The organism is Streptacidiphilus sp. EB103A, from assembly GCF_041261405.1.
Taxonomy (GTDB): Bacteria; Actinomycetota; Actinomycetes; order Streptomycetales; family Streptomycetaceae; genus Streptacidiphilus.
On the sequence record NZ_JBGCAQ010000004.1, the window covers coordinates 1 to 23,519 of the forward strand.

General features: G+C 70.5%; 20 protein-coding genes and 1 pseudogene. 3 read left to right on the forward strand and 18 right to left on the reverse strand.

Going from position 1 to position 23,519, the window contains the following annotated elements; genetic code table 11:
* The first annotated feature begins 222 nt into the window (after positions 1–222).
* Complete coding sequence (locus ABH941_RS07230; RefSeq protein ID WP_370127767.1) at positions 223–2,079, forward strand: BTAD domain-containing putative transcriptional regulator; 1,857 nt, start codon at positions 223–225, stop codon at positions 2,077–2,079.
* Here ABH941_RS07230 and ABH941_RS07235 read toward each other — a convergent pair.
* From ABH941_RS07235 to ABH941_RS07245, 3 genes are all read right to left on the reverse strand, one after another.
* On the reverse strand, positions 2,074–3,366 hold the full coding sequence (locus ABH941_RS07235) for an MFS transporter (RefSeq protein WP_370127768.1): 1,293 nt from the start codon (positions 3,364–3,366) through the stop codon (positions 2,074–2,076). The two genes, ABH941_RS07230 and ABH941_RS07235, sit on opposite strands and share 6 nt — an antisense overlap.
* Positions 3,356–5,941: a class III lanthionine synthetase LanKC gene (lanKC, locus tag ABH941_RS07240; RefSeq protein WP_370127769.1), complete on the reverse strand. Its 2,586-nt coding sequence runs from the start codon at positions 5,939–5,941 to the stop codon at positions 3,356–3,358. The genes ABH941_RS07235 and lanKC overlap by 11 nt, the downstream gene beginning before the upstream one ends.
* Positions 5,942–6,046: 105 nt before the next feature.
* Entirely contained in the window at positions 6,047–6,211 is a 165-nt protein-coding gene (locus ABH941_RS07245; protein WP_370127770.1) for a hypothetical protein, read from the reverse strand.
* A 249-nt stretch (positions 6,212–6,460) separates the two neighbouring features.
* On the opposite strand from ABH941_RS07245, the gene ABH941_RS07250 reads away from it, so the two are divergent.
* Positions 6,461–6,919, forward strand: a complete 459-nt coding sequence (locus tag ABH941_RS07250) for a hypothetical protein (RefSeq protein WP_370127771.1) — start codon at positions 6,461–6,463, stop codon at positions 6,917–6,919.
* Here ABH941_RS07250 and ABH941_RS07255 read toward each other — a convergent pair.
* Positions 6,850–7,119 (reverse strand): annotated as a pseudogene (locus ABH941_RS07255) (DDE-type integrase/transposase/recombinase); the annotation flags it as partial. The gene ABH941_RS07250 and the pseudogene ABH941_RS07255 overlap by 70 nt on opposite strands.
* A 125-nt stretch (positions 7,120–7,244) precedes the next feature.
* Positions 7,245–7,535, reverse strand: coding sequence for a hypothetical protein (locus tag ABH941_RS07260; RefSeq protein WP_370127772.1), 291 nt, complete (start codon positions 7,533–7,535; stop codon positions 7,245–7,247).
* Between the two features lie 136 nt (positions 7,536–7,671).
* Here ABH941_RS07260 and ABH941_RS07265 point away from each other — a divergent pair, with 136 nt between their 5' ends.
* Complete coding sequence (locus tag ABH941_RS07265) at positions 7,672–8,160, forward strand: hypothetical protein (protein WP_370127773.1); 489 nt, start codon at positions 7,672–7,674, stop codon at positions 8,158–8,160.
* Positions 8,161–8,219: 59 nt separating this feature from the next.
* Here the strand turns inward: ABH941_RS07265 and ABH941_RS07270 are convergent, their stop codons facing one another.
* From ABH941_RS07270 to ABH941_RS07330, 13 genes are all read right to left on the reverse strand, one after another.
* Positions 8,220–8,381, reverse strand: a complete 162-nt coding sequence (locus ABH941_RS07270; RefSeq protein ID WP_370127774.1) for a hypothetical protein — start codon at positions 8,379–8,381, stop codon at positions 8,220–8,222.
* A gap of 269 nt (positions 8,382–8,650) precedes the next feature.
* Positions 8,651–8,848 carry a response regulator transcription factor gene (locus ABH941_RS07275; protein ID WP_370127775.1) on the reverse strand — a complete coding sequence of 66 codons (198 nt, stop codon included), beginning with the start codon at positions 8,846–8,848 and terminating at the stop codon, positions 8,651–8,653.
* A 190-nt stretch (positions 8,849–9,038) separates the two neighbouring features.
* A complete protein-coding gene (locus ABH941_RS07280) occupies positions 9,039–9,386 on the reverse strand; it encodes an ATP-binding protein (RefSeq protein WP_370128140.1) in 348 nt (115 codons plus the stop codon).
* A 15-nt stretch (positions 9,387–9,401) separates the two neighbouring features.
* Positions 9,402–9,617: a hypothetical protein gene (locus tag ABH941_RS07285; protein WP_370127776.1), complete on the reverse strand. Its 216-nt coding sequence runs from the start codon at positions 9,615–9,617 to the stop codon at positions 9,402–9,404.
* Positions 9,618–9,737: 120 nt separating this feature from the next.
* Positions 9,738–9,926: a hypothetical protein gene (locus tag ABH941_RS07290; protein WP_370127777.1), complete on the reverse strand. Its 189-nt coding sequence runs from the start codon at positions 9,924–9,926 to the stop codon at positions 9,738–9,740.
* 66 nt (positions 9,927–9,992) lie between these two features.
* On the reverse strand, positions 9,993–15,467 hold the full coding sequence (locus tag ABH941_RS07295; RefSeq protein WP_370127778.1) for an AAA family ATPase: 5,475 nt from the start codon (positions 15,465–15,467) through the stop codon (positions 9,993–9,995).
* A 308-nt stretch (positions 15,468–15,775) separates the two neighbouring features.
* Positions 15,776–16,378, reverse strand: a complete 603-nt coding sequence (locus tag ABH941_RS07300) for a hypothetical protein (RefSeq protein ID WP_370127779.1) — start codon at positions 16,376–16,378, stop codon at positions 15,776–15,778.
* 167 nt (positions 16,379–16,545) lie between these two features.
* Positions 16,546–17,526: a PfkB family carbohydrate kinase gene (locus ABH941_RS07305; protein ID WP_370127780.1), complete on the reverse strand. Its 981-nt coding sequence runs from the start codon at positions 17,524–17,526 to the stop codon at positions 16,546–16,548.
* On the reverse strand, positions 17,523–19,004 hold the full coding sequence (locus tag ABH941_RS07310; RefSeq protein WP_370127781.1) for a glycoside hydrolase family 32 protein: 1,482 nt from the start codon (positions 19,002–19,004) through the stop codon (positions 17,523–17,525). The genes ABH941_RS07305 and ABH941_RS07310 overlap by 4 nt, the downstream gene beginning before the upstream one ends.
* A gap of 46 nt (positions 19,005–19,050) precedes the next feature.
* Positions 19,051–20,589, reverse strand: a complete 1,539-nt coding sequence (locus ABH941_RS07315) for a glycoside hydrolase family 32 protein (protein ID WP_370127782.1) — start codon at positions 20,587–20,589, stop codon at positions 19,051–19,053.
* A 5-nt stretch (positions 20,590–20,594) separates the two neighbouring features.
* On the reverse strand, positions 20,595–21,689 hold the full coding sequence (locus ABH941_RS07320; protein WP_370127783.1) for a LacI family DNA-binding transcriptional regulator: 1,095 nt from the start codon (positions 21,687–21,689) through the stop codon (positions 20,595–20,597).
* Positions 21,686–22,504 (reverse strand): carbohydrate ABC transporter permease, encoded by an 819-nt coding sequence (locus tag ABH941_RS07325; protein ID WP_370127784.1) that lies wholly within the window; start codon positions 22,502–22,504, stop codon positions 21,686–21,688. Before ABH941_RS07325 ends, ABH941_RS07320 begins: the two co-directional genes overlap by 4 nt.
* Positions 22,505–22,593: 89 nt before the next feature.
* Positions 22,594–23,472: a carbohydrate ABC transporter permease gene (locus ABH941_RS07330; RefSeq protein WP_370127785.1), complete on the reverse strand. Its 879-nt coding sequence runs from the start codon at positions 23,470–23,472 to the stop codon at positions 22,594–22,596.
* Positions 23,473–23,519: the final 47 nt, after the last annotated feature.

A 23,519-nucleotide genomic window follows, 5' to 3' on the forward strand; every position in this document is an offset into this window, starting at 1 on the left:
CGCGGCTCGCCCCGCGGCACCCCCGCATCCCCCCCCCCCGCCCCCCCAAACCCCACCACCCCCCCCCCCCCCACCTAGACCCCCCCGGTAAGGGGGGGGCGCCGGGGGGGCGGGCCCCCGGGCCCGCTCCCAGTTCCGTCGAGCGCGCACCTGTCACCTCGGCGGCGAGCGTGGGGCCACGACGGACCCGTCCGCCGTACGTTCCGCAACTCAGGAGTACACGTGTACGACTCCCTGAAGGAATCCGCCGCACCACACCCGCCCGCCCTGCGCTTCTCCGTTCTGGGCCCGCTCGCCGCTGAGGCACACGGGCGTGCACTGCCCCTTGGTCCCCCCAAACAGCGGCTGGTGCTCGCCATGCTGCTGTGCCACCCGAACGCGCCCGTTCCGCTCGACCTGCTGACCGATGCGGTGTGGAACGAGGGTCCGCCGCAGACGGCCCGCAAGAACCTCCGGGTCTACGTCTCGGCGCTGCGCCGGACGCTGGCCGAGGCGGGCGCCGACGGCCGTCTGGTGCTCCATGCCGGCGGATACCTGCTCAGGCTGGCCGAATCGGAACTCGACTCGATGCAACTCCAGGCACTGGCCCGGGCCGGACGCGAGGCTGCCGACAGCGGGGATCCCGAACGCGCCGCCCGACTGCTGCACCAGGCCATGGACCTGTGGGCCGGGCCGCCGCTTCCCGAGCTGGCCTGCTCGGAGCCGGTCCAGAACGAGGTCGCCCGGCTGACGCTGCGTCATGTGGCCCTCTGCGAGGACTGGGCCGAGGTCGCCCTGGAGGCGGGCCAGGCACGTGAGGTCGCCGAGGTTGCGGGCGAGCTGGCGGAACAACATCCGTTGCGAGAGCGGCTACGTGCACTTCGGATGACGGCCCTGCACCGCTCGGGGCGCCGGGCCGAGGCGATGGCCGACTACGACGAGGTGCGGCACTGCCTGTCGAGGGAACTGGGCCTGTCGCCGAGCCCGGCACTGGAGTCCGTGTACCGCTCGATCCTGGCCGACCAGGGCGCGGACTCCGGTCCGACCGGCGCTGTCGGGACCGACCGGCGACGCCGGGCTCCGGTGGAACTGCCCACCGACACCGCTGACTTCACCGGTCACGGCAAGCTCCTGGCGGAGCTGCTCGGTGCCGCGGTCGGAGGCGGCACCACGGTGGTGGTCGGCCCGGCCGGCGCGGGCAAGACCGCCCTGTCGGTGCGGGCGGCCCATCGCCTGGCGGAGGAGTTCCCCGGCGGACGGATCTATGTCCGGCTCCGCGGGATCGACGGAACGCCCCGTTCCCTCGCCTCGGTGACCGCCCAGCTGCACGCGCACATGCGCGGGCCGGGCGAGGCCGCACACGATCCCGACCGGGCCGCCGCGCACTGGCGTGCCTGGCTGGCCGACCGCAGAGCGCTGGTGGTGCTGGACGACGCCCCCGACGAGGCCTGCGTCCGGCCCCTGCTGCCGGGCACCGGGCGGAGCGCGGTGGTCGTCACCGCCCGCACCCAGCTCGCCGGGCTCGCCCCGGCCGGTCGGGTCCAGCTACCGCCGCTGTCCGCTGCCGAGGCCCTGGAACTGCTCGGCCGGTTCATCGGCACGGGCCGGGTGCTCTGCGATCGGCCCGCCGCCGAACGCATCGTCGCGGCCTGCGGGTTGCTGCCGCTGGCGGTGCGGGTGGCGGGACTCAAGCTCGCGGTGCTGCGGCACCTCCCGCTCGCCGAGTACGCGGACCGGCTGGCCGATCCCCAGGCGGTGCTGGACGAACTCGCCGTGGGCGATGTCGACGTGCGCTCGCACGCGGCCGACGCGTGGCGGCAGCTGGACACCCCGCGCCGCTTCGCGCTGCGGCAGCTGGCGAGGCTGCCACTGTCGCGGACCTTCACCGTCGCGGACGCCGCCGCCGTCCTGTCGTCGAGTCAGCGGGAGACCCGGCGGGAGCTGGAGCTGATGATCGAGGCCGGTGCGCTGGTCTCGCCGGAGAGCGAGGTGACCGCGCACGCGGCCGCCTACTCGCTCCCCTATCTGACCCACCTCTACGCCCGTGAGGCAGCTTCGGTCTCCGCCTCGGACGATCTGATGCTCTCTGAGGCATCATGAGGGTCGGCCCGAGACCTCGGCGACCGCGGCGGGCACCGTCACCGGGCCGAGGTGCGCGGAACGCGCCGAGCGGAGCGCCTGCGGGCCGGCCAGCGCGGCGGCGGCCAGCGACACCGCGCACAGGGTCCAGAGAGCGGGGCGTATCCCGAGCCGGTCGCCGAGCATGCCCCCGGCCAGCGCCCCCAGCATCGCCGCCAGCCCCAGTACGAGCTGCAGGGCCGCACTCACGCGGCCCATCTCGCCCTCCTCGACGTCCGCGGTGAGCACCGAGGACACCGCAACATTGGCGATCGCGCCGAAGAAGACCGGCAGGCCGATCCCCAGGGCGGCGCACCCCGCCGCCAGTAGCAGCGGTCCTGCGGCCAGCGGCAGCAGCAGGCAGCAGGTCATCCCGCAGCCGAAGGCGAGGATGGTCAGCCGCCGCGGGTCCCGGTGCGGTGCGAGCACCCGGCCGGCCGCCATCGAGCCGGCCAGGCCGGTCGCCCCGGCCAGGACGAAGGCAAGGCCGTAGTAGGCGGTCGGCAGGTGGATGACGCGCAGCAGGAACGGGCCGGTGAGCGTGCCCACACCGGTCATGGCGGCGGCCGGGACGACGATGAAGACCAGCAGTGCCCGCTGGTAGCGGTGGGTGGCGAAGAAGCGCAGGCCCGAGACCGCACGGCGGAAGCCTCCACCGCTGTCCCGGTCGGCCGCCGTGGCCGGTGCCCGGTCGGGGGCTTTCATGCCCAACAGCGCGGTGGCGCTGAGCAGATAGCTGGCGGCGTCGATCGCCAGGGCGGCCGGGCTGCCGAAGGTCACGATCACTGGTCCGGCCAGGATTCGGCCGAGCAGGGCGGCCCCGTACTGCCCTGCCTGGAGCCGGGCCCGGACCGGCCCGATCCCGCCGTCACTGGCACCCGCTGAGTCGACGAGCTGCCGCAGATGAACGAAGTACAGGGACCCGGCCAGGACCGACAGGCAGCCCTCCAGCACCCCGAGGCAGACCAGCCACCCGATCGTGGCGACCCGGTTCGCCACCCCCAGCGCCAGCAGCGCCACGCCGAGTGCCGACACCGTGTCCAGGGCGAGCAGGGTTCTGCGGGGCCGGGTGATCCGATCCGCGAGCGCCCCGGCGGGCAGCCCGGCCACGAGGCCGGGCACGGTGGACGCCGCCCCGATCAGCCCCATCTGGCCCGGGGAGGCCCCCAGATGGAGGATCGCGATGACGGGCAGCGCGACCGCGGTGAAGACCGAGCCGAAGGCGGAGGTGGTCTGGCCGCACCAGTAGAGCGTGATGTCACGCCGCACGGTGCGCTGCCGGGTCGAGGGTGAAAAGGGTGTCGGGGCGCGGATCGAGCAGCTGGGTCAGGAACAGCAGCGTCCCGGCCGAACCGCTCCACAGGTCCGCGCTCAGCCGCTGCAGGTGCTCGCCCAGGAACCGCACCCCGGTGGTGTGCGGTACGGCGAACTTGAACAGCGCCTGGCCGACCCTTACGGCGGCCTCGCGTTCCGCCTGGTCGCCGGTGAACACCGCGCGGTCCGCGAGGGCGAAGCCAAGGCCCGACATGCCCTGGTAGAGGCCGGACATCACCGTGTACGGCACCTGCAGCTGCGTCAGCAGCCGGGGCATGGCGAGGGTGAGCCGGGTGTCCTCCACCGACCGCAGATAGCGGGTGGCCACGTGGACCAGGCCGGCGGAGCCGCAGTAGAGGTAGGGCATCTGGCGCCGGTCGGTGCTGGAGACGGGGAAGGCCATCCCAGGGCTGTCGGGGTCGCTCTCGCGGTCGAGTTCGGCGTGCAGCAGTCGCAGCCCGCGTACCAGAAGGGCGCCGTCCCCGGTGACCGCGGCGAGCTGATGCAGCATCAGTGCGACCCCGGTGCGGCCGTGCAGCAGGCCGGTGGCGTCGTCCGGGCCCAGCTGGGACGCCAGTTCGCCGTCCGCCGGGAGTGCCTCGGCGAGAGCCGCCGCCCGGTCGAGATGGTGCTGGTCGCGGGTGTGCCGGTACAGCGCGAGGTGGCTCAGTGCGACGCCCGCCGCACCGCCGAAGAGCGTGGCGTGCCGCGCGGTGAGCGGGTGCCGATCGGCCGCGTCGAGCAGAGTGCGGGCCTCCGCCAGGTCGCCCTGGTCGGCGAGGACCCGGGCGATCCCCGCGGTCCCGACATGGAAACCGGGCCCCAGCTCTTCCATCGTGGCGAGCGCATCGCGCCGCAGGCGTTCGCGCACTCCCTCGGGCAGGGCCCGGCCGGCCCGGTGCAGGGCGTGGACCACGCCTGCGGCCCCGTAGGCCACGCACAGGGTGTTGGTGCTGAACCCCTGCGGGATGGTGGGGAAGATCGTGGCCGGGTGGTCGACGTCCGCCATCGACACCAGGGCGTCACCGACCCGGTCGCGCAGCTCCTTGAGATGGGTGAGCGGGTCCTCCGCGACGCGCTCGGGGGTCGGCAGGCTGGGCAGGCCCGTGGTGTCACCCGGCGCGTGGAAGGCGGTGACGCGCTTCCACAGCGCGGGCGGGACCGGTGCGATGCCGGACAGGTCGTGGTGCAGATGGGCCAGTGCGTCGGGGTTCCGCTGGACCACGCCGTGCATGGGCGCCATCAACAGCTGGGCCAGTGCGGCGAGCCCGTAGCTGTCGTACACCGTCATATCGTCCGCCACGAGCTCGGCGGGGGGCGTGTACCCAGGGGTGCCGGCCAGGGAGAGGGCACCGCCCAGGCGCTGGGCGGTCTCGAAGTCGATCAAGCGAACCGCGTCGTTCTCGGCAACCAGCACATTGCCGGGGCTGACGTCCACGAAGAGGTAGCCACAGGAGTGCAGTCGGTCGATGGCCTGCTCGGCGCCGGAGATCACCCTCTCGTAGCGCAGGTAGTAGGCGGCGAAGTCGTCTGCCGTGGAACCTGCCCGGATCAGGGGGCTGTTGGCGACCACCCAGCGCTGCAGCGTGGTGCCCTCGATGAACTCGGTGACCAGGAACTCGTGTTCCCATTCGCTGAAGTACGCGACCGGTTCCGGTGCGAGTCCGGGCGCGACCCGGTGCAGCGCCCGCAGCGTCTCCCACTCCCCGCGCAGCAGCTCCCGGGCGTCACGACCGTCCTTGTCGATCCCGATGTGCGCCCGGGCCTCCTTGACGAACACGGTCCGTCCGGTGGCCAGTTCCCGCGCACGGTAGGTCCCTCCGGCGTTGCTGTGCTGGATCGCCTCCTCGAAGGCGAAACCGCCGAAGGAGGACGGCGCCTTGGCCTTGGCCCGTGGGCGGTCCACCGGTGCGGCGAACGGGTCGGCCACGCCCGCGGGCAGCCGGAAGGCGATGTCCCTGCGGTCCTCGACGAGCTCGCCATGCCCGTCGCGGACCAGCATCGAGCGGGTGCCGTCGGGCTTGGTCCGCTCCACCTGGGCGAACCCCCCGTAGCGGTAGTGCACGACATGCGACCCCGGGAAGCGGCGGTCGGACAGGATGTACGGCCCCTCCTCGTCCTTCAGCTCGTCGGCCAGCCGCCGCATCAGCACGCGAGCCGCGTCCGTGTCCGCCGGGTACGCCGCGACGAACTTGCCGCCCTGTGGGCGGGAGGCGTGCTTGTAGTGCATCCACTCGTAGAAGAACCGAGCGGACAGGTGCTTGAAGGGCACCTCCTGCTCGAAGCAGACATCGGCCACCGTGTCGAGCACCGCTGCCACCCGGTCCGAGCGGGCCGAGACATGGACCTTCCAGCCCTCGCCGGCGATGCCGAGCCCGTCACGGCGCCACATGGTCCAGATCCCCGAATCCGTCCCCTGCCAGCCCTCGGCCACGCGGGCAGGCCGGTAGACCTCGCCCCGGTCCGGGACAGTCTCCAACGGCGCGTACAAATCCGGGTCGGCGACGGCGTACCACAACGGCGCGTTCATGAACTCTCCTGGGCGGGAAGCGGGGCCGGGACCAATTCGGTGACTGCGAGCCAGAACCACGGTGGGCGCGGCGCGTTCACGCAGCCGCGCCCACCCCGTCGACTGCTAGGCGGCGAACGCGGTCTTGCCGCCGCCGCCGCTGGTGCAGAAGAAGTAGCTGGCGGTGCTCGTGTCACCCAGCTCGTGGTCGGGGCTACCGACGCTCAGCTCCTGCAGTTCCCGGACCGACGCGCCGTCGGACTCCACGATGAACTCGATCTTCTCAGCCATGTTGTTCTCCTCAGCTGCGGTGCTGTCGACGGCGGGATTGCCGATCCGACGAGACAGAACGCTAGGAGGCGGGCGTCCGACAGCGGGCCGGCGGTCGCATGGAAACGGGATCGACCCACGTCACCGGCGATGCCGGCCTGCCGGACGGTTGCGCCATCACTTCATCGGCCCCCTGCCCATGCCTGTGAGCAGCGGATATATCGTTTGCTAAGCCCCCCGCACCCACCACCGGCCCATCTGCTGGCTACCATGGCTGCCCCCGACGACGGGCGCCGGCTCTGGGTCAGCACCGATTTCGGTGATGCCACCGACCCGTGCAACGTCCAGAACGGCTCCGCCAGCGTCCTGGGCGTGCTCACCCTGGCCGACCGGTTGCTGCCGCGGGAGAACCTGCGTGTAGGTGTCGCCTGGGTGGCGGACTGGACCAGCCGCCACGTCAGCCACGGAGTCGCGGGCTCCGTCCTGACCCAGATCCACCTGTGGCAGGCCACAGGCCGCGCCGAGCTCCTCGAGCGCGCCGAGCTGGGGGCGACGCACTGCTGGCGGCCTCCGAGCACAGCGATGGCCGGGTCTACTGGCCCGTGCCCGGGCGGAATGATCCGGATCGGGGCGCGGGCGGCCGTGGGGCCGGTCTTGGCTCAGCCGGTGGCGGGCACGCCGGTGACGGTGTTCCACTCGGCGAAGCGGGCCTTCATCTCCTGGCGGTAGTCACTGGCTGTGAGCAGGTGGCGGCTTGGTAGGAAGTGCGGGGAGATGTAGCTGAACGCCCCGAGGAACCGTGGGGCTGCGCCGGCGGAGCGAAAGCCCTTCGTCGCCCGTTCCCGTTCCCGGGTGGGTTGGTGGGAGTTCTCGGCCCGGTTGTTCAAGCCTTTGTGGGAGTGGTGCTCCACCGAGGCCATGGTCTCCCGGAGGGTGTTGCACGACGTTCGATGTGGTGATGTCGGCGTCACTGGATATGGTGCTGGGCAGTGACGGGAAGGGCCGGTCCGACGGAGTCGGACCGGCCCTGGTGTTCATGTCGTCGCGGTGGTGCTCACCCTGTCGTGACTTCGGCGACGGCGGCGCGTGCTGATGCCTCGTCGACGATGGTCTTGTTCTGGATGAAGACGTCGAGCAGGGCCTGGACGGCGAGGTTGTTGACCGCGCGGGGCAGGCCGCGTCCGGTGGTGTGGATCAGCGCGGTCGCGTCGTCGGAGAACAGCGGATCGGAGCGGCCGGCCAGGGCGACGTGGTGTTTGAGGTAGCCGGCAGTCTCCTCGCCGGTCATCGGGGGCATCGCGAACCGCAGCGCGATGCGCTGCTCCAGGGCTGCCAAGGTGCCCATCTTGATCCTGCGTCGCAGGGTGGGCTGGCCGATCAGCAGGCAGGCGAACGGGGATGCGGAGTCTTCTCTGAACTTGATTTCTTGATCTTGAAGACTGCTCGGGAGACTCGTTCGGACGACCGCCTGTGTCACTGCGATGCGACATCATGTGCGGGTGATCTCCGGGGAAACTGCTCGTCTCGCTGCCCGCTCGGTGAAGGCCGAGAAGCCTGCTGACGTCGTGCAGGCCGGTGCTCGATGGCTGTCGGAACTGCTCGAGGCGGAGGGGTTCGTCTGGGTCAGGTCGCGGCAGGCTCTGGAGCGTAAAGCTGCTGTCGCGGACGCGGGAGACGATCACCGACAGGACATCGGCCAGATCCGGGGAAATGACCAGGAGACGCTCGGTATCGGTCTTGGGCGGGGCGATGTGCAGGAGCGGGATGAGTTCTCCGGTGGAGGGCAGCGTGAAAGGCCGTGTGCGCGACCTGCCCGCTACGGGGCCGCTGCACCCCTCCAAGTCCGGACGCACCCTCAACGCCCATCCCCGCAGGCCCTGCTAGCCGCCGCCCTCAACCTCCGCCGACTGATCAACCTCGGACTCACCCGCACCGGCAACACCTGGACACTCATCCCGGCCACCCCCTGACAACAGGGGCCGCCACCCCCAGAAACCGGCGCTGACCAGACAAGATCTTCAGTGATCTTCTAGGCGACGAACTCGGTGCCGCCGCCGCCGCTGGTGCAGATGAAGTAGCTGGTGATACTCATGTTACTCACCTCGTGGTCGGGGGTACCGACGCTCAGCTCCTGCAGTTCCCGGACCGACGCGCCGTCGGACTCCACGATGAACTCGATCTTCTCAGCCATGTTGTTCTCCTCAGCTGCGGTGCTGTCGACGGCAGGATTGCCGATCCGACGAGACAGAACGCTAGGAGGCGGGCGTCCGACAGCGGGCCGGCGGTCGCATGGAAACGGGATCGACCCACGTCACCGGCGATGTCGGCCTGCCGGACGGTTGCGCCATCACTTCATCGGCCCCCTGCCCATGCCTGTGAGCAGCGGATATATCGTTTGCTAAGCCCCCCGCACCCACCACTGACCTGTCACTGATGGACCGTGGTGAGTGCGGGACGCGGTCACGGTGCGTCCGGCGCACCGTTGTTGAGCATCGCGTGGTTGAGGCTGGTGCGGTTGGAGACACCGAGCTTGCGGTACACCCGGCCCAGGTGGCGGTCGACGGTCCGCACGCTGAGGAACAGCACCTTGGCGATCTCGTTGCTGGTCCTTCCGGTGCTGGCGAGGTCGGCGATCTCCCGCTCCCGGGCGGTGAGCATGGCCGGCGCACCGTGCACGTCGGCCGGCCGGAGCCGCGCGGCGAGTCGACCGCGCTCGCGGTCGACCTCCTCCGCCAGACATGCCGAACCGCACTGGCCTTTCGCAGCGACGGCGCCCGAGCTACCTGGGCTGGGGTGCACAGGCGCCCCAGACCCGCGGCGGGACCGGTGGGACGGAGCGCGGATGCGGTCAGGGCCGTGGGGTAGCCAGGCTGACGATGACGGTTCTGCCCTGGCGGTGGGCACGCGCCGTGATGTCGGCTGCCACGTGTCCCAGCAGGTGTATCCCGAAGCCCCCGGCCCCGGTGGCCGGGTCCGGGTCGCGCCGCACCGGGACCTGGGGGCTGGTGTCGGTGACCGCGATCACCAGTCGGTGCCCGGAGAACAGCAGATCCACAGTGCAGGGGCCCGGTGCGTGGCGGACAGCGTTGCTCACCAGTTCGCTGACCGTAAGGAGCGCGTCGTGGGGCAGCAACCCCGGCAAGGAGGGCAGGCGGCCCAGTCGGTTCAGTGCGTCGGTGACCCGCGCGTCGACCAGGGTCGCGCGGGCTTGCTAGTCGTGCCAGGCGATCTTGGGCTTTCCGGGGTCGGTGTAGTCGTGCGCGGTGCACCAGCGGGCCGTCACCGCGTGCGCGCCAGGTACTTCGCGGATCACCGCGCGAATCGAGGCGACCAGTTGGGTGACGGTGTCCTGGGCTGCCACCGCGTCGTCCAGGACTGTGGAGTCCAGTGCTCTGCGCCTGCTCTTGATCGCGCCGGTGGCTGCCACGACCTCCCTGACCTTCGCGAACAGTCGGCTCGGATCGGCGGAGTGCTGGAGGCAGCGGAGGTAGGTCAGCAGCGAGGGGTCGAAGGCGGTGTCGAGCAGGCCGAGCCCGTAGGCCGCCTTTCACCGCAGGTCGCACCGCAGCTCAAGCACGGCCTCGAAGTCCGAGCGCCGGTACAGACTCTGCAACACCACGGCTGCGGCCAGGACCTGCGGCGGCATGCTCGGGCGGCCGTTGGCCGACGGATACATGTCCGCGAACATCTCTGCCGGGAACAGCACTTCACAGTGCTCGGCCGAGAACGCGAACACCCTCCCTGCCGGGATCAACTCCCGGCAGGTCTCCCACACATCCGGCCCGACCGGCCCTCCAACCCACTACCGGGTTCTCCTGTCATGGGGCGCGCTGGCGGGGCTGGCGGTGAGTGCGGACAGCAGGCCGGGGGTTCGGGCCGTCTTGTCCTTCGAGGCGAGTCGGAGGCGTTGGTCGCCGGCGTAGGCCGCCATGCGGGCCGAGCCGCACTGGTCGGCCAGCGCCGCGGCCCGGTCCAGCCAACCGCCCACCGCATCGGTCCGACCGGCGTCCAGAGCCAGCGCCGCCGCCGCGAGCAGGGTGCGGCCCGCCTCGATGCGGTCACCGCTGCCGGCGAAGTCCGCGATTGCGTCCTGCGCGCAGCGCAGTGCGCTGTCGGTGTCCCCGTGCAGCGCATGTGCCCGCATCCGCGCACGCAGGGCGAAGCCCCGTCGGCCTGCGGAGGGCAGCTGTTCGACGCTCTCCTCGGCTAGCCGCGCCCAGCGGTCGACCGAGACCTGGTCGCCCTCGGCGGCGGCCACCTGCGCCAGGCTCTCGCACCAGCGGGGTCGGCGCCAGGTGGTGATCCTCGGCAACTCGTCTCCGCCCGCGGCGTCCAGCAGCAGCCATCCGGCGCGGGCCGGGTCGCCGGTGTGCAGGATGAACTCGGCGTTGGCGCAGCGGACAGCGACCGCCCACGAGGTCACCTTGCTGCTGACGGCTGCCCTGGCGCGTTCGGCGGTGCCGGTCGCTTCCTCCAGGTCCCCGGGGGCGTCGCGCCAGAACAGGGCCTCGGCCCGCAGCGTCATCAGGACCGCTTCGGACGCCAGGTCGCCGATGCGTCTGACGTGGTGGTCGGCTTCGTCCAGGGTAGTCAGTGCGCCGCGCAGGTTCCCCGAACGTAGCTGGGCGTTGCCCAGGACTGTCAGCATCTGGGGATGGATATAGGTCTGCCCGGTGCGACGGGACAGGACCGCGCCACGGGTGAGATGGCGTTCGGAGTCGACCAGCAGTCCCAGCATCCCTTCGGCCATGCCCACTTGGAACGCGGCTTCCAGGTTGGCCACGAGAGTCGCGTCCGGGACGGCGTCGAGGAGCTCGGCGGCCCCGGCCATCGTCGTCAGGGCGCTGGGCTGGTCGCTGGTGAACAGATGGCCCAGGGCCGCCTTGCCCAGGGCGTTGGCCTCGCCGACCCGGTCACCGTGCCCGCGCGCAAGCCATGCGGCGGTCTCGGCGTGTTGCCGGGACGTCTCGTAGTCCTGCACGTCGTAGGCGTAGTCGGCCAGTTCGGCATGCAGAGCCGCCGCGGCGGCCGAGTCGTCGTCGGTCAGCGCCGCGAGTCCGGCGCGGGCGAGGGCGCCGGCTTCGGTGTACCGGCCCAGTCGCCGTTCGATCCGGCTGGAGTCGGCCAGTGCGGTGGCGTCATCGGGGGGACTGCCTGGGATGTCCGACCGCAGCGCCTCCAGCAGCGCTCTGCCCTCGGACGCGTCCCCGGTCAGCAGCCGGGTACGGGCGAGCAGGACCTTGGCCTCGTACCAGTGCGCCCCGCCCTCCTGCAGCAGCGACAGCGCGGCCTGCAGATGGCCGGTCGCGACGGCCGGGGAGGTGTAGATCATGCCACGGGCCGCCGCGATCAGGGTCGTCGCGTGTTCCGGCCGCCGCGGATCCGCGGCCCGCGCGACATGGTGGGCCCGTTCTGCGATCGGTGCCGCCCGCTTGGCCAGTTCGGCCTCGGCGCGCTGGTGCAGCTCGGTGCGGCGGCCGGGTTCGAGGTGCTTGTAGACGACCTTTCCGACCGCCGGGTGGCGCAGCGACAACTGCGGTGCTGGCTCTGCGGGGCGGATCAGGTCCAGACGGGCCAGTGAGTCCAACGCGATCACGGCCGTCGGCAGTTCCAGGCCGGCGACGGCGGCCAGCAGCTCCGGGTGGAACTGCCCACCGAGGACCGCCGCGACCTGGACCACGGTCAGCGTTCCTGGATCGAGGCCGGTGAGTTCGCCGAGGATCGCGGTGTCGGCATGGACCGCTGTCCGGTCGTCGGCGGCCATGATCTGGAGGTACTGGGGATTGCCCTCGGCCTCGCGGTGCACCTCGTCCAGGTTCGGCCGGTCGCCGAGCAGTTCGCGGGCCTGCTCCTGGGAGAGCGGCCCCAGGTTCCACACCTCGAGGAATCCGGCGGACGACGCACGGGCGAGCACTGCCGCGAGCGCCGGCGAGAGCTGGCGCTGCCGATAGGAGAGGAGACACAGCACCGGCCCGGCAGTTGTCGTCGCTAGGAGCCGCTCGATGTCGGCGATGCGGTCGCCAGCGAGATCATGCAGGTCGTCGACCACGGTCATGACGGCAGCGCGGTCAACAGCGTGCGCCATGACCTCCTGCGGGTCCCCGATGCCCGGCCCGCCAGGAAGGGTGGGCAGGGCCGAGCTGCTGCCGTGTCCGGTGAGTACCGGGATTCCCTCGTCCCGGGCGTGCGCCGCGGCCGTCCTCAGCAACGAGCTCTTGCCGATACCAGGCTCCCCGACCAGCGCGATCGCTCGGCCCACCCCCGCCTTGAGATCCGCCAACGCCCCTATCACTGAATCGACTTCGATGTCCCGCCCGACGAGTCGACGTCCGTGGGCGGCGCGTTGCTGCATCGGTGGGAGGGGGTGGTACGACCTCCCGTCGCGGGTCACGATGGAGGCCAATGCCGCGCGGGAGGACACTCCGGTCTTGCGGTAGATCCGGGCGATGTGGGTTTCGACGGTGCGCGGGCTGAGATAGAGCCTGTCGGCGATCGCCGGGCTGGTGAGCCCCTCGGCAACCAGACCGGCGACCTGCCGCTCCCGGGTGCTCAGGGACTCCAGTTTGTCTGCGGGGCCGAAGACCGCCGGGCGCAGCCGTTCGGCCAGGGCGACGAGCAGTCGGCTCCCGCCCTCCGAGGCCAGACGGGATCCCCGGTGCCACATGTCGGCTGCATCGTTTCCGTCACCCATGGCTTGCGCGTGCGGAGCGGCGAGAAGCAGTGACTGTGCCTCACGCAGCGTCGCACCGGACCGGGCGCTGTGCGTTGCTGCTGCGGTGTACAGCCTGGCGGCCCGGGCCGAGTCGCCGCGGTGCGCGGCGACCAGCGCGAGGCTGCGCAGCCCTGCCCCGCGCTGGGCCGGAAGGCCGAGCTGCTCCGCCTCCTGCTGGGCACGCGTGGCCCAGTGGGCGGCAGCGTCGGTGTCGCCTACGGCCAGGGCGGCGCCGGTGAGCGCCTCCAGGTAGTTGGGGCGGACCGTGGGCTGCAAGCGGTGCAGGTCGCTGCCGCCACCGATGCGCAGCAGGATGTCCGAGGCTCGCTGTGGATCGTTCGCATCGAGGGCGGCGTTGGCCAGCATGCACCAGGCCAACGCCGCCCACCAGCTCTCGTTGGTGCCGGCGGCCGAGGCCGTGGCTTCCTCGGCGACGACCAGTGCGCTCTGACGTTCCGGCGAGCGGGCCTGGAGCAGGATCTGGGACTGGAAGGCCAGGGTGAAGGCGAGCAGGTCGCCGCTGCCCAGAGCACGTGCGATCGGCTCGGCCTCCTCGGCCAGCTCCAGCGCGGTGGTGATCCGGCAGGTACAGAGGTGAACGTAGGCTTGCGCCGTCAGGAAAGACGGTACGAGATAGAGCTGGCCGGTGGCGCGGGCGATGTCCAGGCCGCGGTCCAGGTGCTCCTCTGCGGTTGCGTAGTCCTCCAGGAATGCTTCGGTCCAGCCGAGTGTGCACAGGAGCTCGCACAGCTCGGCGTGGGCGGTGTCGGTCAGGGCATCGGCCTGTGCGGCCGCTGCTGTGGCGAAGGTGCGGGCGGTGGCGGTGTCGCCCTCGTACGCCTCGCCCATGGCGATGAGCGTCAGGGCGCCCACTTCGCCGATCCGGTCGCCGATGGAACGCGCTGTCCGTAGGACCCTGTGGATGTCTGCTCGGACCTCCGGGAAGCGGCAGGCGGACAGGGCGCAGGAGCACAGTTCCAGTCCGATCCTGACGGCCTGGGACGGCGACGGTCCGGGGCTGCGCGCCAGTTCGCGACGGAGCAGTGCCTCGGCTTCCCGGTGGCGTCCGAGCAGCCGCTCCATCAGGGCGCGCAAGGTGACTGCGGTGGTGTGGATGTCGTCGTAGCGGTCCAGAGCGGACATGTCCATCACCTGGCGCAGTAGGTCCCGGCTCTCCTGCAGCCCGCCGCTCACCCCGAGTGCACTGGCCCTGCGCAGCGTCAACTCGCGCCGTGCGGTGAGGTGGTCGGGGGTGTCCGGGAGCAGTCGCAGGACGGCGCCGAACCAGTGCGCCGAGGTGGCCGGGGCGGTCGCGGCACTCTGCTCGGCGGCCGCGACGAGTACGGCGGCGGCCTGCGCGTCCCAGTAGGTCACCGACTGCTCGACATGGTGTGCCTGCTCGATGACCGGGGCCCCGGCGGAGGCGAGTTCTGCCGCGGCACGACGGTGGAACTCCTCCCGCTGCCAAGGGTCGGTGTTCTCGTGGATCAGTGCCCGGATCAGCGGATGACGCAGCACCATCTGCCGCCCGTCGGGTCCTGGCCGCAGGAGATCACGCTGCATCAACTCCCTCAATGAGTCGATGACCTGATCGTGGTCGAGGGCGGTGAGTCTGCCGATCATCGCGGTGTCGGCGTGGTCGCCGAGGACGGCGGTGGCCTCCAGGATCCTGCGTTCGATCGAGCTGAGCCCGGCGAGTTCGTCGAGCAGGAGTGATCCGAGCGCGCTCGGCAGACCGTGCGGTGGACCGGATCGGGCAGGCTTCGCGGTCGCGAATGCAGATGCGGGCCCTGGGATCGGGCGGCCCTCGTGGCGGGCGTGGAGGAGGGTGAGGAAGTACAGGGGATTACCGTCGCTCGCCCGGTAGAGCTCGGAGACCTGTTGTTGCGGAAGGTCGCCGGCCAGGTCCTTGACGCAGTCTCTCTCGGCCAGCGGGCCCAGGACGATTCGGGACACGGCCCCGGTTCCGAGTCCGCGGGCGAGTGCGGAGTTGAGTACCGGCGGGGTCTGTCGTTCCCGGCGTGAGACGACCAGGAGGAGCGGAGCCGGTACAGGATGGCGGACCAGGTGGTCCACCAGTTCCAGTGATGCCGGGTCGGCCCAGTGCAGGTCGTCCAGTACCACCACGAGGCTGTGTCCGAGACGGCCCAGCAGGGCCGCGGTGGCCTGGTACAGGCCGAACCGGTCGGCGGTGCCCGGCGCGGCTGGTGTCTCGCCGGTGCCTCTAAGGGCCGGTGGCAGTTCCGCCAGCGCGGGGAAGCGGTGCATCGCCGCGGGCTCGAGATCGGCGAAGGCATCGGCGAACGGCCTTAACGGGCTGTGCCGTTCGTACTCCGTGGCCTGTCCGCACAGTACGGTCAGCCCACGGCTGCGGGCCCGCGCGCAGAACTGCGCCAGTAGTCGGCTCTTGCCGATCCCGGCATCGCCCGTTACATCGACGACCGCTGGTCGGCCCTCCGCCAACTGGTCCAGCACCGAGTCCAGCAGACCGATCTCGGCGGATCTGCCGACGAACGGCACTTTGCCCGCTTGTTCCAGTGGGCGGCCGCTGTACGCTTCGACCACGGATGAATCCTTTCAAGCGAGCCTTCTGCACGGCCCTGGGCACCGAAATGTGAGAGCTGTCGCTTGTGCGGAAGGCGATACCCGCACAGGGCACTTTTGTACACCATTCGTGTATACAACGGTCGTCACGTCCCGGTTGTCGGTAGGAACGACCGCCGGTCAGGCTGTCTCCAGGATGACCAAGTCCGCCAGGGCACCGCCGATCACGACGCGGATGTCGTCCTCGTTCTCGGCCAGGGTCAGGCGTCATCGCCAGACGGGTGCTGCGGGGGTCCGTCACGGCTCCGCCGTCTCGGCTTGGCTCAGGATCAGAACACGGCGGGCGGCTGCTGCTCGGAGGCGATGGCGTCGCGCAGTCGGCTGCTGAGCCAGCGCCGGCGGCGCAGCAGCGCGGCGGCCGCGGTCAGACCCAGGGTGAGTCCGAGCAGGCCGAAGACGGTGCCGACCACGGCGTTCTGGAGGGTCTGGGCTCCGAACACCTGCGTCGGTTCGTCGTTGCGGACCAGGATCGCCACGCGGTCGCCCGGGCGTGCGGTGCGCAGCGGAAGGGAGCCCGGGTAGCTGTGGCCGGCCACGGTCCAGGTGCCGTCGCATTCCACGGCCGGACTGTTCTTGCCGCGTTTCGGGCAGCTCGGCGAGGTTGCCGTTGTGGACCACCCGGGGACCGGTCCGGAGTTCTTCGGCGAGCCACATCTGGATCGGGACGTCGCGCCGGCACAGCTCCCGGCGTACACGACCATCCCTGATGCTTCGTCGACGACGCAGGGTACGGCGATGCCCACGGCGCGGGGCGAGTAGCGCGCGGTGAGGTGGGCTGCACATTCCAGGAGTGCGTCGACGACGGCAGCCGGTCCCTGCGAGGCTTCGGAGGGGCGGCTCTCGGTGTGGATCCAGGTGTTGTCCCGGCTCATGATGCCGGCCGTGATGCGTGTCGGGCCGACGTCGAGCGCCAGGATCGGTGGATCCGGCCGGCCTTCGCGCACCGGCGGTGGCGCCCCCGCGCTTCGGCTGATGGGCTTCGTGCGGGGGCGCCCGTGGATGTGCAGTTCTGGCGCTACGCGAGCGGGGATCCGCGTGGTCATGGACGTGGCCCTGCGGCGAGAGCCTGCCCGAGCCAGGTGTGCGCGGCGGTGGCGGTTCGCAGTTCGTCCAGGTCGGGCGGTTGGGCCCCGGCTCGGGTGGCCGTGAGGGCACCGGCCACGACGGCCTGGCGCAGGACCTGCTCCAGCTCGTGCGGTGCAGTCGGGATCCGTACGCTTTGGTTGCCGTCGGGGGCCGGGGCGAGCAGGGCGGCGAGCAGCGCGGCTTGGAAGGCGTCTCCTGCACCGATGGTGTCGGCCACTTGGATTTGAGGGGCGGCCACGGACACTTCGGCGTCGGCGGTGAATGCGGTGGCTCCTTGAGCGCCGCGGGTGAGCACGACCAGGCGCGGTCCGTACTGCAGCAGTGCCCGGGCCGCGTCGGCCGGGTGCTGGTCGGGCCAGAGCCAGCCCAGGTCCTCGTCACTGGCCTTGACGACGTCGGCGACCCCGGCGAGTTGTTCCACTGCGGACCGGTAGGCGGCGCGGTCGGGTTGCACGGCGGGGCGCACGTTGAGGTCCACGGCAACGGCGCGGCCCGGGCGGTCGTGCAGTTGCCGGCAGGCCTCCAGGACCTGAGCTGCTCCGGGCTGCACGACGACGGCCAGTGAACCGGTGTGCAGCAGTATGGTGTGCTTGCTGATCGGGATCCGAACAGGGTCCCAGGCCGTCAGGAAGTCGTACGTCGCCGAGCCGCTCGTCTGGTTCACGTAGGCCAGCGCGACGGTACTGCGCCCTGAGGCGCTGGGTGCGCGGAGTACGTCGATGCCGCTGCTGCCCAGGTACTCCTCGATCATCGTGCCGGGCGGATCCTCGCCCCAGCAGGTGACCAGGGTGACGGGGCGGCCGAGGCGGTGCAGGCCGATGGCCACATTGGTAGGGCTTCCGCCAGGGTAGGGGTGAACGGCCTGCGCGTCGCTGCGCCAGACCAGGTCGACCAGGGACTCGCCGACCACGGCGATCGGTGCAGTGGTTGTCATGACAGTCTCCCTTCGGTGCTGCTCTTGTCCTGGATCTGAAGGGGGTTCAATTCCCATGCCCGGACCTCGAAGCCGGCGGTGCCCGAACCGGAGGCTCGGGCCTGCAATCGCCACGGCCCGTTACCCATGGGGTAGAAGCGCAGGGTGAGTGCCTCGCCGGTGCTGAGGAACACCTCGGCGATCGAATGGTCGACCACCAGTCGTAGTTCGACGGCCTGTCCCGGCCCGGCGGCGCGCGGGATGCGCCAGGAGCCGCGCTTGGCCCGCGGCTCGCACGAGGCGTGGGTGCGGTCGACGACCAGTTCACCGGTGGCCGGGTCGAGCGCGATATCGAGGTGTTCTCCGCCGTCGGCGGAGGTCAGCAGGCGCAGACCGGTGGCGGCCCGGCCGTCGGCGGAGCAGTGCAGGCGGGCTGTCAGATCGAAACTGCGACCGGTCTCTCCCAGGTCGTGCGGCGCTCCTGATGTCGCCCGGCCTTGCTCGTGCGTGATCTGCGTGCCACGCAGTGCGTCGAGTTCGCGGGCGGGCCGCTGGCTTACGGTGCCGTCCTCGGCCAGGGTCAGCTCGCGCGGCAGGGTCAGCATCCCGGCCCAACCGACCTCGTCCGTCCAGGTGCTGGGGGCGCCGACCTGTGCCGCGTCGCGGGCTTCCCAGGACCAGGCCCACAGCAGCCAGCGCCCGTCGGCGGCGGGCAGGAGCGCGGGGGCGTAGAACTCGGGCCCGTGGTCGAGGCGTTGTGGTGCCTGCGCGTCGAAGGTGGTGCCCCGGTCGCGGCCGGGGTAGGCGGCGGTGTGGCAGGCGCCGCGGTGCGGATCCCAGGCGCTGAGCAGCAGGGCTCCGCGGTTGTCTCCGAAGTCGGCGTACTGGACGCATTCCCAGCCCGCTTCGGTGTTTGCGCCGCCTGGTAGCGGTTCGGGGGGACGGGCGAGGAAGGGGCCGACGTACTGCCAGGTCGCCAGGGACTCGGATTGGTACTGCAGGGCAGCTCCGCGGCCGTCGGCGAGAGCGGCGCCGACCAGCATGCGCCAGCGGGTTCCGTCCAGCCATACGTAGGGGTCGCGGAACATTGAGGTGGCAGCAGGGGGTTCGGCGATGAGCAGAGCCTGGCTCTTGGTGAAGGTCAGCCCGCCGTCCGTGGAATGGGCCGAGGTGACGGGCTGCCACCAGCGGTCGTCCCGCTTGGCGGAGTAGAAGGCGTGGAGACGGCCGCCGGAGCTGACGGCGTTGCCGGACCACACGCCGTCTGCGTCCGGGCCGTCGGGGGTGGGTGTGAGCGCGATGGGGAGGTGTTCCCAGTGCAGCAGGTCGGGGCTGCGGAAGTGGCCCCAGTGCATGTCCTGGTGGCGTGCGCTGTGCGGGTTGTACTGGAAGAAGACGTGGTACTGGCCCTCGTGGAGGACCAGCCCGTTGGGGTCGTTGACCCAGTTGCCCGGCGGTCGCAGATGGACCGCCGGGAAGTGGGGATCAGGAGCGGACACGCCCAAGTGCCTTTCGTGGACGGTGCGGTCAGCGGTGGGTGCCTGCCTATCCGTTGATGTCGGCGAACCCGGTGATCGTCATATTGGCGAAGGTCGCCGCGCCGCCGTCGGTGTAGAGGGAGATGCCGGTGTCTCCGGTCTCGAAGTAGACCTGGTGGGACAGCACCGTGAAGCCGGCGTTGACGAAGACCTCGACGCTCTGCCGGTCGACCAGGATCCGCAGGTGCACCGACCTCGCCGACGGGTCGATCGGGGCCTGCGACTGGCCGTAGGAGCCGAAGGAGTAGTCCGGCTGGTCGGACCCGCGGCGGTCGACGTAGACCGTGCCCTGGTAGATGCCGATGTTGGTGTGCCGGGTTCCGTTGGCGGACCTGCCGACCGACAGTCCGACGTTGTTCAGCTGCTGCCAGCTGATGTCGAGGTCGAGTTCGTAGGCCGAACCGTGGTAGCTCAGGTCGAAGCTGCCGTTGACCGTGGTGTCGGCCGGGCGGACCGTGGCGGTGACGTGGTCGGCCAGTGCCGGGACCGGCTGGGAGAGCAGGGTGTACCAGCCGCCCGGCTGCTTCGCCAGGCGCAGCTCGCGGGCGATGGACATCTGCCCGTTGTAGCCGTCGCTGAGGTCGGTGGGCACGGTTCGGGCGGCGTAGTGCCAGTTGTTCATCCAGCCGATCGCGAAGCGGCTGGTGTCCGGGCTGGCGGCGTTGGGCCAGCTGACGGCGGCGTACCAGTCCCAGCCCCAGTCCAGCCACTGCGGGTCGGTGCCGTCGGGGGTGAAGGTGGTGCCGTCCCAACTTCCGGTCCAGTAGGCGTGCGTGTCGGGTTGGCCGCTGTAGTCGCCCTGGGTGCTGCCGCCGAGGACCCAGTGGCTGGTGCCGTCGTCGGCGGTCATCTGGTAGAGGTCCGGGCACTCGAAGCCGCCGATGTTGGGGCTGCTGTAGGAGAAGACGGACTGGTGGGTCCAGTGCTTGAGGTCCGGTGAGGTGTAGAAGGTCAGGGCCTGCTGGCGGCCGATGACGACGACCCATTCCTGCCGGGCGGAGTCCCAGTGGATCTTCGGGTCCCGAAACCAGTTGCTGCCGTCGGGGTTGGTGATCACCGGGGCCCCGTGCGCGGTGAAGGTGGTCCCGCCGTCGGTCGAGTACCACAGGTACTGCTCCTGCTGGTAGGCGTCGCCCCCGGTCGGTTGCGTCGCCAGGACCACGACCGCGCCGGCTCCGAATCCCGCGGTGTTGTCGGTGTCCACGACACCCGAACCGGTCCACACCGGGAAGTTGGGCGCCAACGGGATCGCCGATCCGGCGTCGGTGAACGCAACGTTGTCGGTGGTCGTGGCGTGCTGCCAGCCGCCGGGCGCGTTGTCCTGGTCGCTGTGCAGGTAGTACAGGTTGTAGGTGCCGTCCACGTGGATCGGGCGCTGCGGATCGCTGAGCCAGCCGGCCGGCGGTGTCAGGTGGTAGACCGCGCGCAGGGAGGTCGTGGCTGCGGCCGAGCCGACCGGCCCGAGGAGCGCTTGTCCCGCGGCCACGGCGGCGGTGGCGCCTATGCCTTGGAGGAGGGAACGGCGGGAGAGGGCGAAGTTCGGCATCTGGGTCACCTCTTGATGGGTGTGGCGGCAGGCGGGGTGGCGATCGAGTCGCGTTCGACCGGTGGGCAGTCCAGGGCGATGCGGCCCAGGTCGCCGACCTGGTCGAGACCGAGCAGTACCCGCATGCCGACCACGCCGAGCTCGTAGTGGGGCAGTGCGACCGTCGACAGTGCCGGTCGCAGGTGCGCGGCGATGACTTCCTGGTTGTCGAACCCGACGACGGCGAGGTCCTCAGGGACCCGTTGGCCTCGGTCGCGCAGGCCGTCGTACAGGCCCATCGCCACGCGGTCGTTGTGGCAGCAGACCCCGGTCACCTGCTGGGCGAGCACGGCGTCGGTGATCTCGTACCCGCCGCCCTGGTCCGGTTGCGCATCCAGGACGAGGGCCGGGTCGAAGGCGATGCCCGCAGCGGTCAACGCGTCCTGGTAGCCGCGCAGTCGGCCCTCACGGGCAGGTGAGGGGGTGGTCGTGTTGACGAAGGCGATCCGCCGATGGCCCTGCCGCAGCAGGAGTTCGGCCGCGGCCCGGCCGCCGGCGACTTCGTCGGGCACCACGGCCCGCGGGCCGGGTTCGGCGGCGAAGCAGTTGACCAGGACGAAGTCCGTCTCGGTCAGTGCGGCCGGCACCTCGACGAGCCGGTGGTACCAGGTCGAGTAGAGGATGCCGCGTACTTTGTGCTCCAGCATCATCGAGATGGATTCGGCCTCGGCGTCGTCGTCGGCCTCGGTGTTGGCCACCAGCAGCACGTATCCGTGCTTCCATGCCTCGTCCTGGGCACCGTGGATGATCTGCCCCGCGAACGGGGTGGTGGCGATCGCGTCGGCGACCAGGCCGATGAAGCGGGAGTTGCCCTCGACCAGGTTCTTGGCCATCGCGTTGGGCCGGTAGCCCAGTTCTCGGATGGCCGCCTGAACGCGTTGCCGGGTTTCGGCGCCGATGCGCGCGTTCTTCTTCTCGTTGATGACCAGCGACACGGTGGAGACCGACACTCCGGCGGCGGAGGCCACCTCGCGCAGGGTCACCGGCCGCCGGCTGCGCCCCCGGGCCGAGGAGGCCGGGCCCTTGTCGTCGTCGGGTCCTGAGTTCTTCGATTCCGTCATCCCTTGGACGCCCCGCTCTCCAGTCCGTAGATCATGGCCTTGTTCAGCACGAGGAAGATCAGCAGCAGCGGCGTGACGGTGACGCACACGGCCGCGAACGTCGCCGTCCAGTCGGTCTTGCCCATCGCGCCAATGTAGTTCTGCAGGCCCAGCGGGATCGTCTTCAGCCCGTCGGACAGCACGAAGGTGTTGGCGAAGATGAAGTCGTTCCAGATGAAGATCGAATTGACCATGACGACCGTCACCATGGTGTTCACCGACAGCGGCAGCGTGATCCTGGCGAAGATCCGGTACGGGCCGGCGCCGTCCAGCGAGGCGGCCTCGTAGGTCTCGTGCGGGATGTACTCGAAGAACGAGGAGAAGAGATAGATCGACATCGGCAGGGCGAACCCGGCCAGCGGGATGACCATCGACTGGTAGGTGTCCAGCAGGCCGACCTTGCTGTAGTCGATGAACAGGGGGACGAGCGCGATCTGGACCGGAACGACGATGCCGATCAGGAACAGGCCCCGCACGACCTTGCTGAACCGGAATCCCAGGACCTGCAACGCGTAGGCCCCCATCATCCCGAACAGCACGATCAGGACGTTGGCGCCCATGGTCACGATCAGGCTGTTGACGATGTTCCGTCCCAGATTCCCGTGGGCGAAGGCGCGCGTGTAGTTGTCGAAGGTGATCGAGGTCGGCAGCGCGAAGGGATTGCCGCCGGCGAAGTCCCGCTCGGTGCGCAGGCTCGTCAGGAAGAGCCAGAGCAGCGGGTAGACCTGCACCACGACCAGCGCTCCGACCAGGGCGCGGGACACGATCCGGCCCATGCTCGGCGGACGCCGCGGTCCTGGCGACCGTGCCGGGCGCGGGCTGTCGGTCCGAGCGGTTGGTTCTGCCGCAGTGGCGTGAGTGGTCATCAGTACGCCTTCCGGCGGAGAACGAGGAGGATGAGCCCGACCGCGACCAGGCACTCGACCACGATGAACACCGACATGGTGCTGGCATAGCCGTAGTCGGTACTGGTGAAGGCGGTCTTGTACATATAGGTGGTGAGCAGCTCCGAGGACTGGCCCGGTCCCCCGTTGGTCAGCAGGTAGGGGATGTCGAACCCGCGCAGCGCGTAGGTGGCGGCCATGATCGTGGTGGTGGTCCATACCGGCCGGATGTAGGGGAATCGGATCTTGGTGAAGACCTGCCACTGTGAGGCGCCGTCCAGCCGCGCGGCTTCCTCCAGCTCGCGCGGGACCGCGAGCAGCGCGGCGTAGATGATGATCGTGTAGAGGCCGACGAAGCGCCATCCCTCCGGCGCGGACACGGCCACCAGCACGGTGTGCACGTCCGACAGCCACGGTCGCTCCTGTCCGCCCAGGCCGACGGCTCCCAGCAGCTGGTCGAGCAGCCCGACCGGGTCGATCGAGTAGATGCGCTGGAAGAGGAAGGCGATGGCGACGGTGGAGATCACAGCCGGCAGCAGGAACAGCGTTTTGATCGCCTCGCGACCGCGTCGCAGCGTGGTGAGCAGGCTGGCGACCAGCAGCGCACCACCAAGTTGCAGAACCAGGCAGATCGCCAGGTAGCCCAGGGCGTTGAAGAAGGAACGCCAGAAGACCGGGTCACTGGTGAGCATGTGCGTGTAGTTCGACAGGCCGACGAACTGCATGGCGCTGAGCCCGTCCCAGGAGAAGAAGCTCAGGAACAGCGACTGCAGGATGGGGAAGAGGACAGCGGCTCCGTAGAGCAGCAGCGGCGGGGTCAGGAAGATGACGACCGACAGCCGGGATCGTTGTGGAAGCAAGGCGGTGCCCCTTTCAGGGTGGGGCCCGCCCGCCGGACCCCACCCCT

Bases quoted from the DNA above. Each gene is read 5' to 3' on its own strand.
- lanKC (WP_370127769.1), bottom strand. From the start codon at position 5,941: ATGAACGCGCCGTTGTGGTACGCCGTCGCCGACCCGGATTTGTACGCG.
- ABH941_RS07245 (WP_370127770.1), bottom strand. From the start codon at position 6,211: ATGGCTGAGAAGATCGAGTTCATCGTGGAGTCCGACGGCGCGTCGGTC.
- ABH941_RS07325 (WP_370127784.1), bottom strand. From the start codon at position 22,504: ATGGGCCGGATCGTGTCCCGCGCCCTGGTCGGAGCGCTGGTCGTGGTG.
- ABH941_RS07260 (WP_370127772.1), bottom strand. From the start codon at position 7,535: ATGGGCACCTTGGCAGCCCTGGAGCAGCGCATCGCGCTGCGGTTCGCG.
- ABH941_RS07270 (WP_370127774.1), bottom strand. From the start codon at position 8,381: ATGGCTGAGAAGATCGAGTTCATCGTGGAGTCCGACGGCGCGTCGGTC.
- ABH941_RS07250 (WP_370127771.1), top strand. From the start codon at position 6,461: ATGGCTGCCCCCGACGACGGGCGCCGGCTCTGGGTCAGCACCGATTTC.
- ABH941_RS07320 (WP_370127783.1), bottom strand. From the start codon at position 21,689: ATGACGGAATCGAAGAACTCAGGACCCGACGACGACAAGGGCCCGGCC.
- ABH941_RS07265 (WP_370127773.1), top strand. From the start codon at position 7,672: ATGCGACATCATGTGCGGGTGATCTCCGGGGAAACTGCTCGTCTCGCT.
- ABH941_RS07305 (WP_370127780.1), bottom strand. From the start codon at position 17,526: ATGACAACCACTGCACCGATCGCCGTGGTCGGCGAGTCCCTGGTCGAC.
- ABH941_RS07275 (WP_370127775.1), bottom strand. From the start codon at position 8,848: ATGCTCACCGCCCGGGAGCGGGAGATCGCCGACCTCGCCAGCACCGGA.
- ABH941_RS07315 (WP_370127782.1), bottom strand. From the start codon at position 20,589: ATGCCGAACTTCGCCCTCTCCCGCCGTTCCCTCCTCCAAGGCATAGGC.
- ABH941_RS07300 (WP_370127779.1), bottom strand. From the start codon at position 16,378: ATGAGCCGGGACAACACCTGGATCCACACCGAGAGCCGCCCCTCCGAA.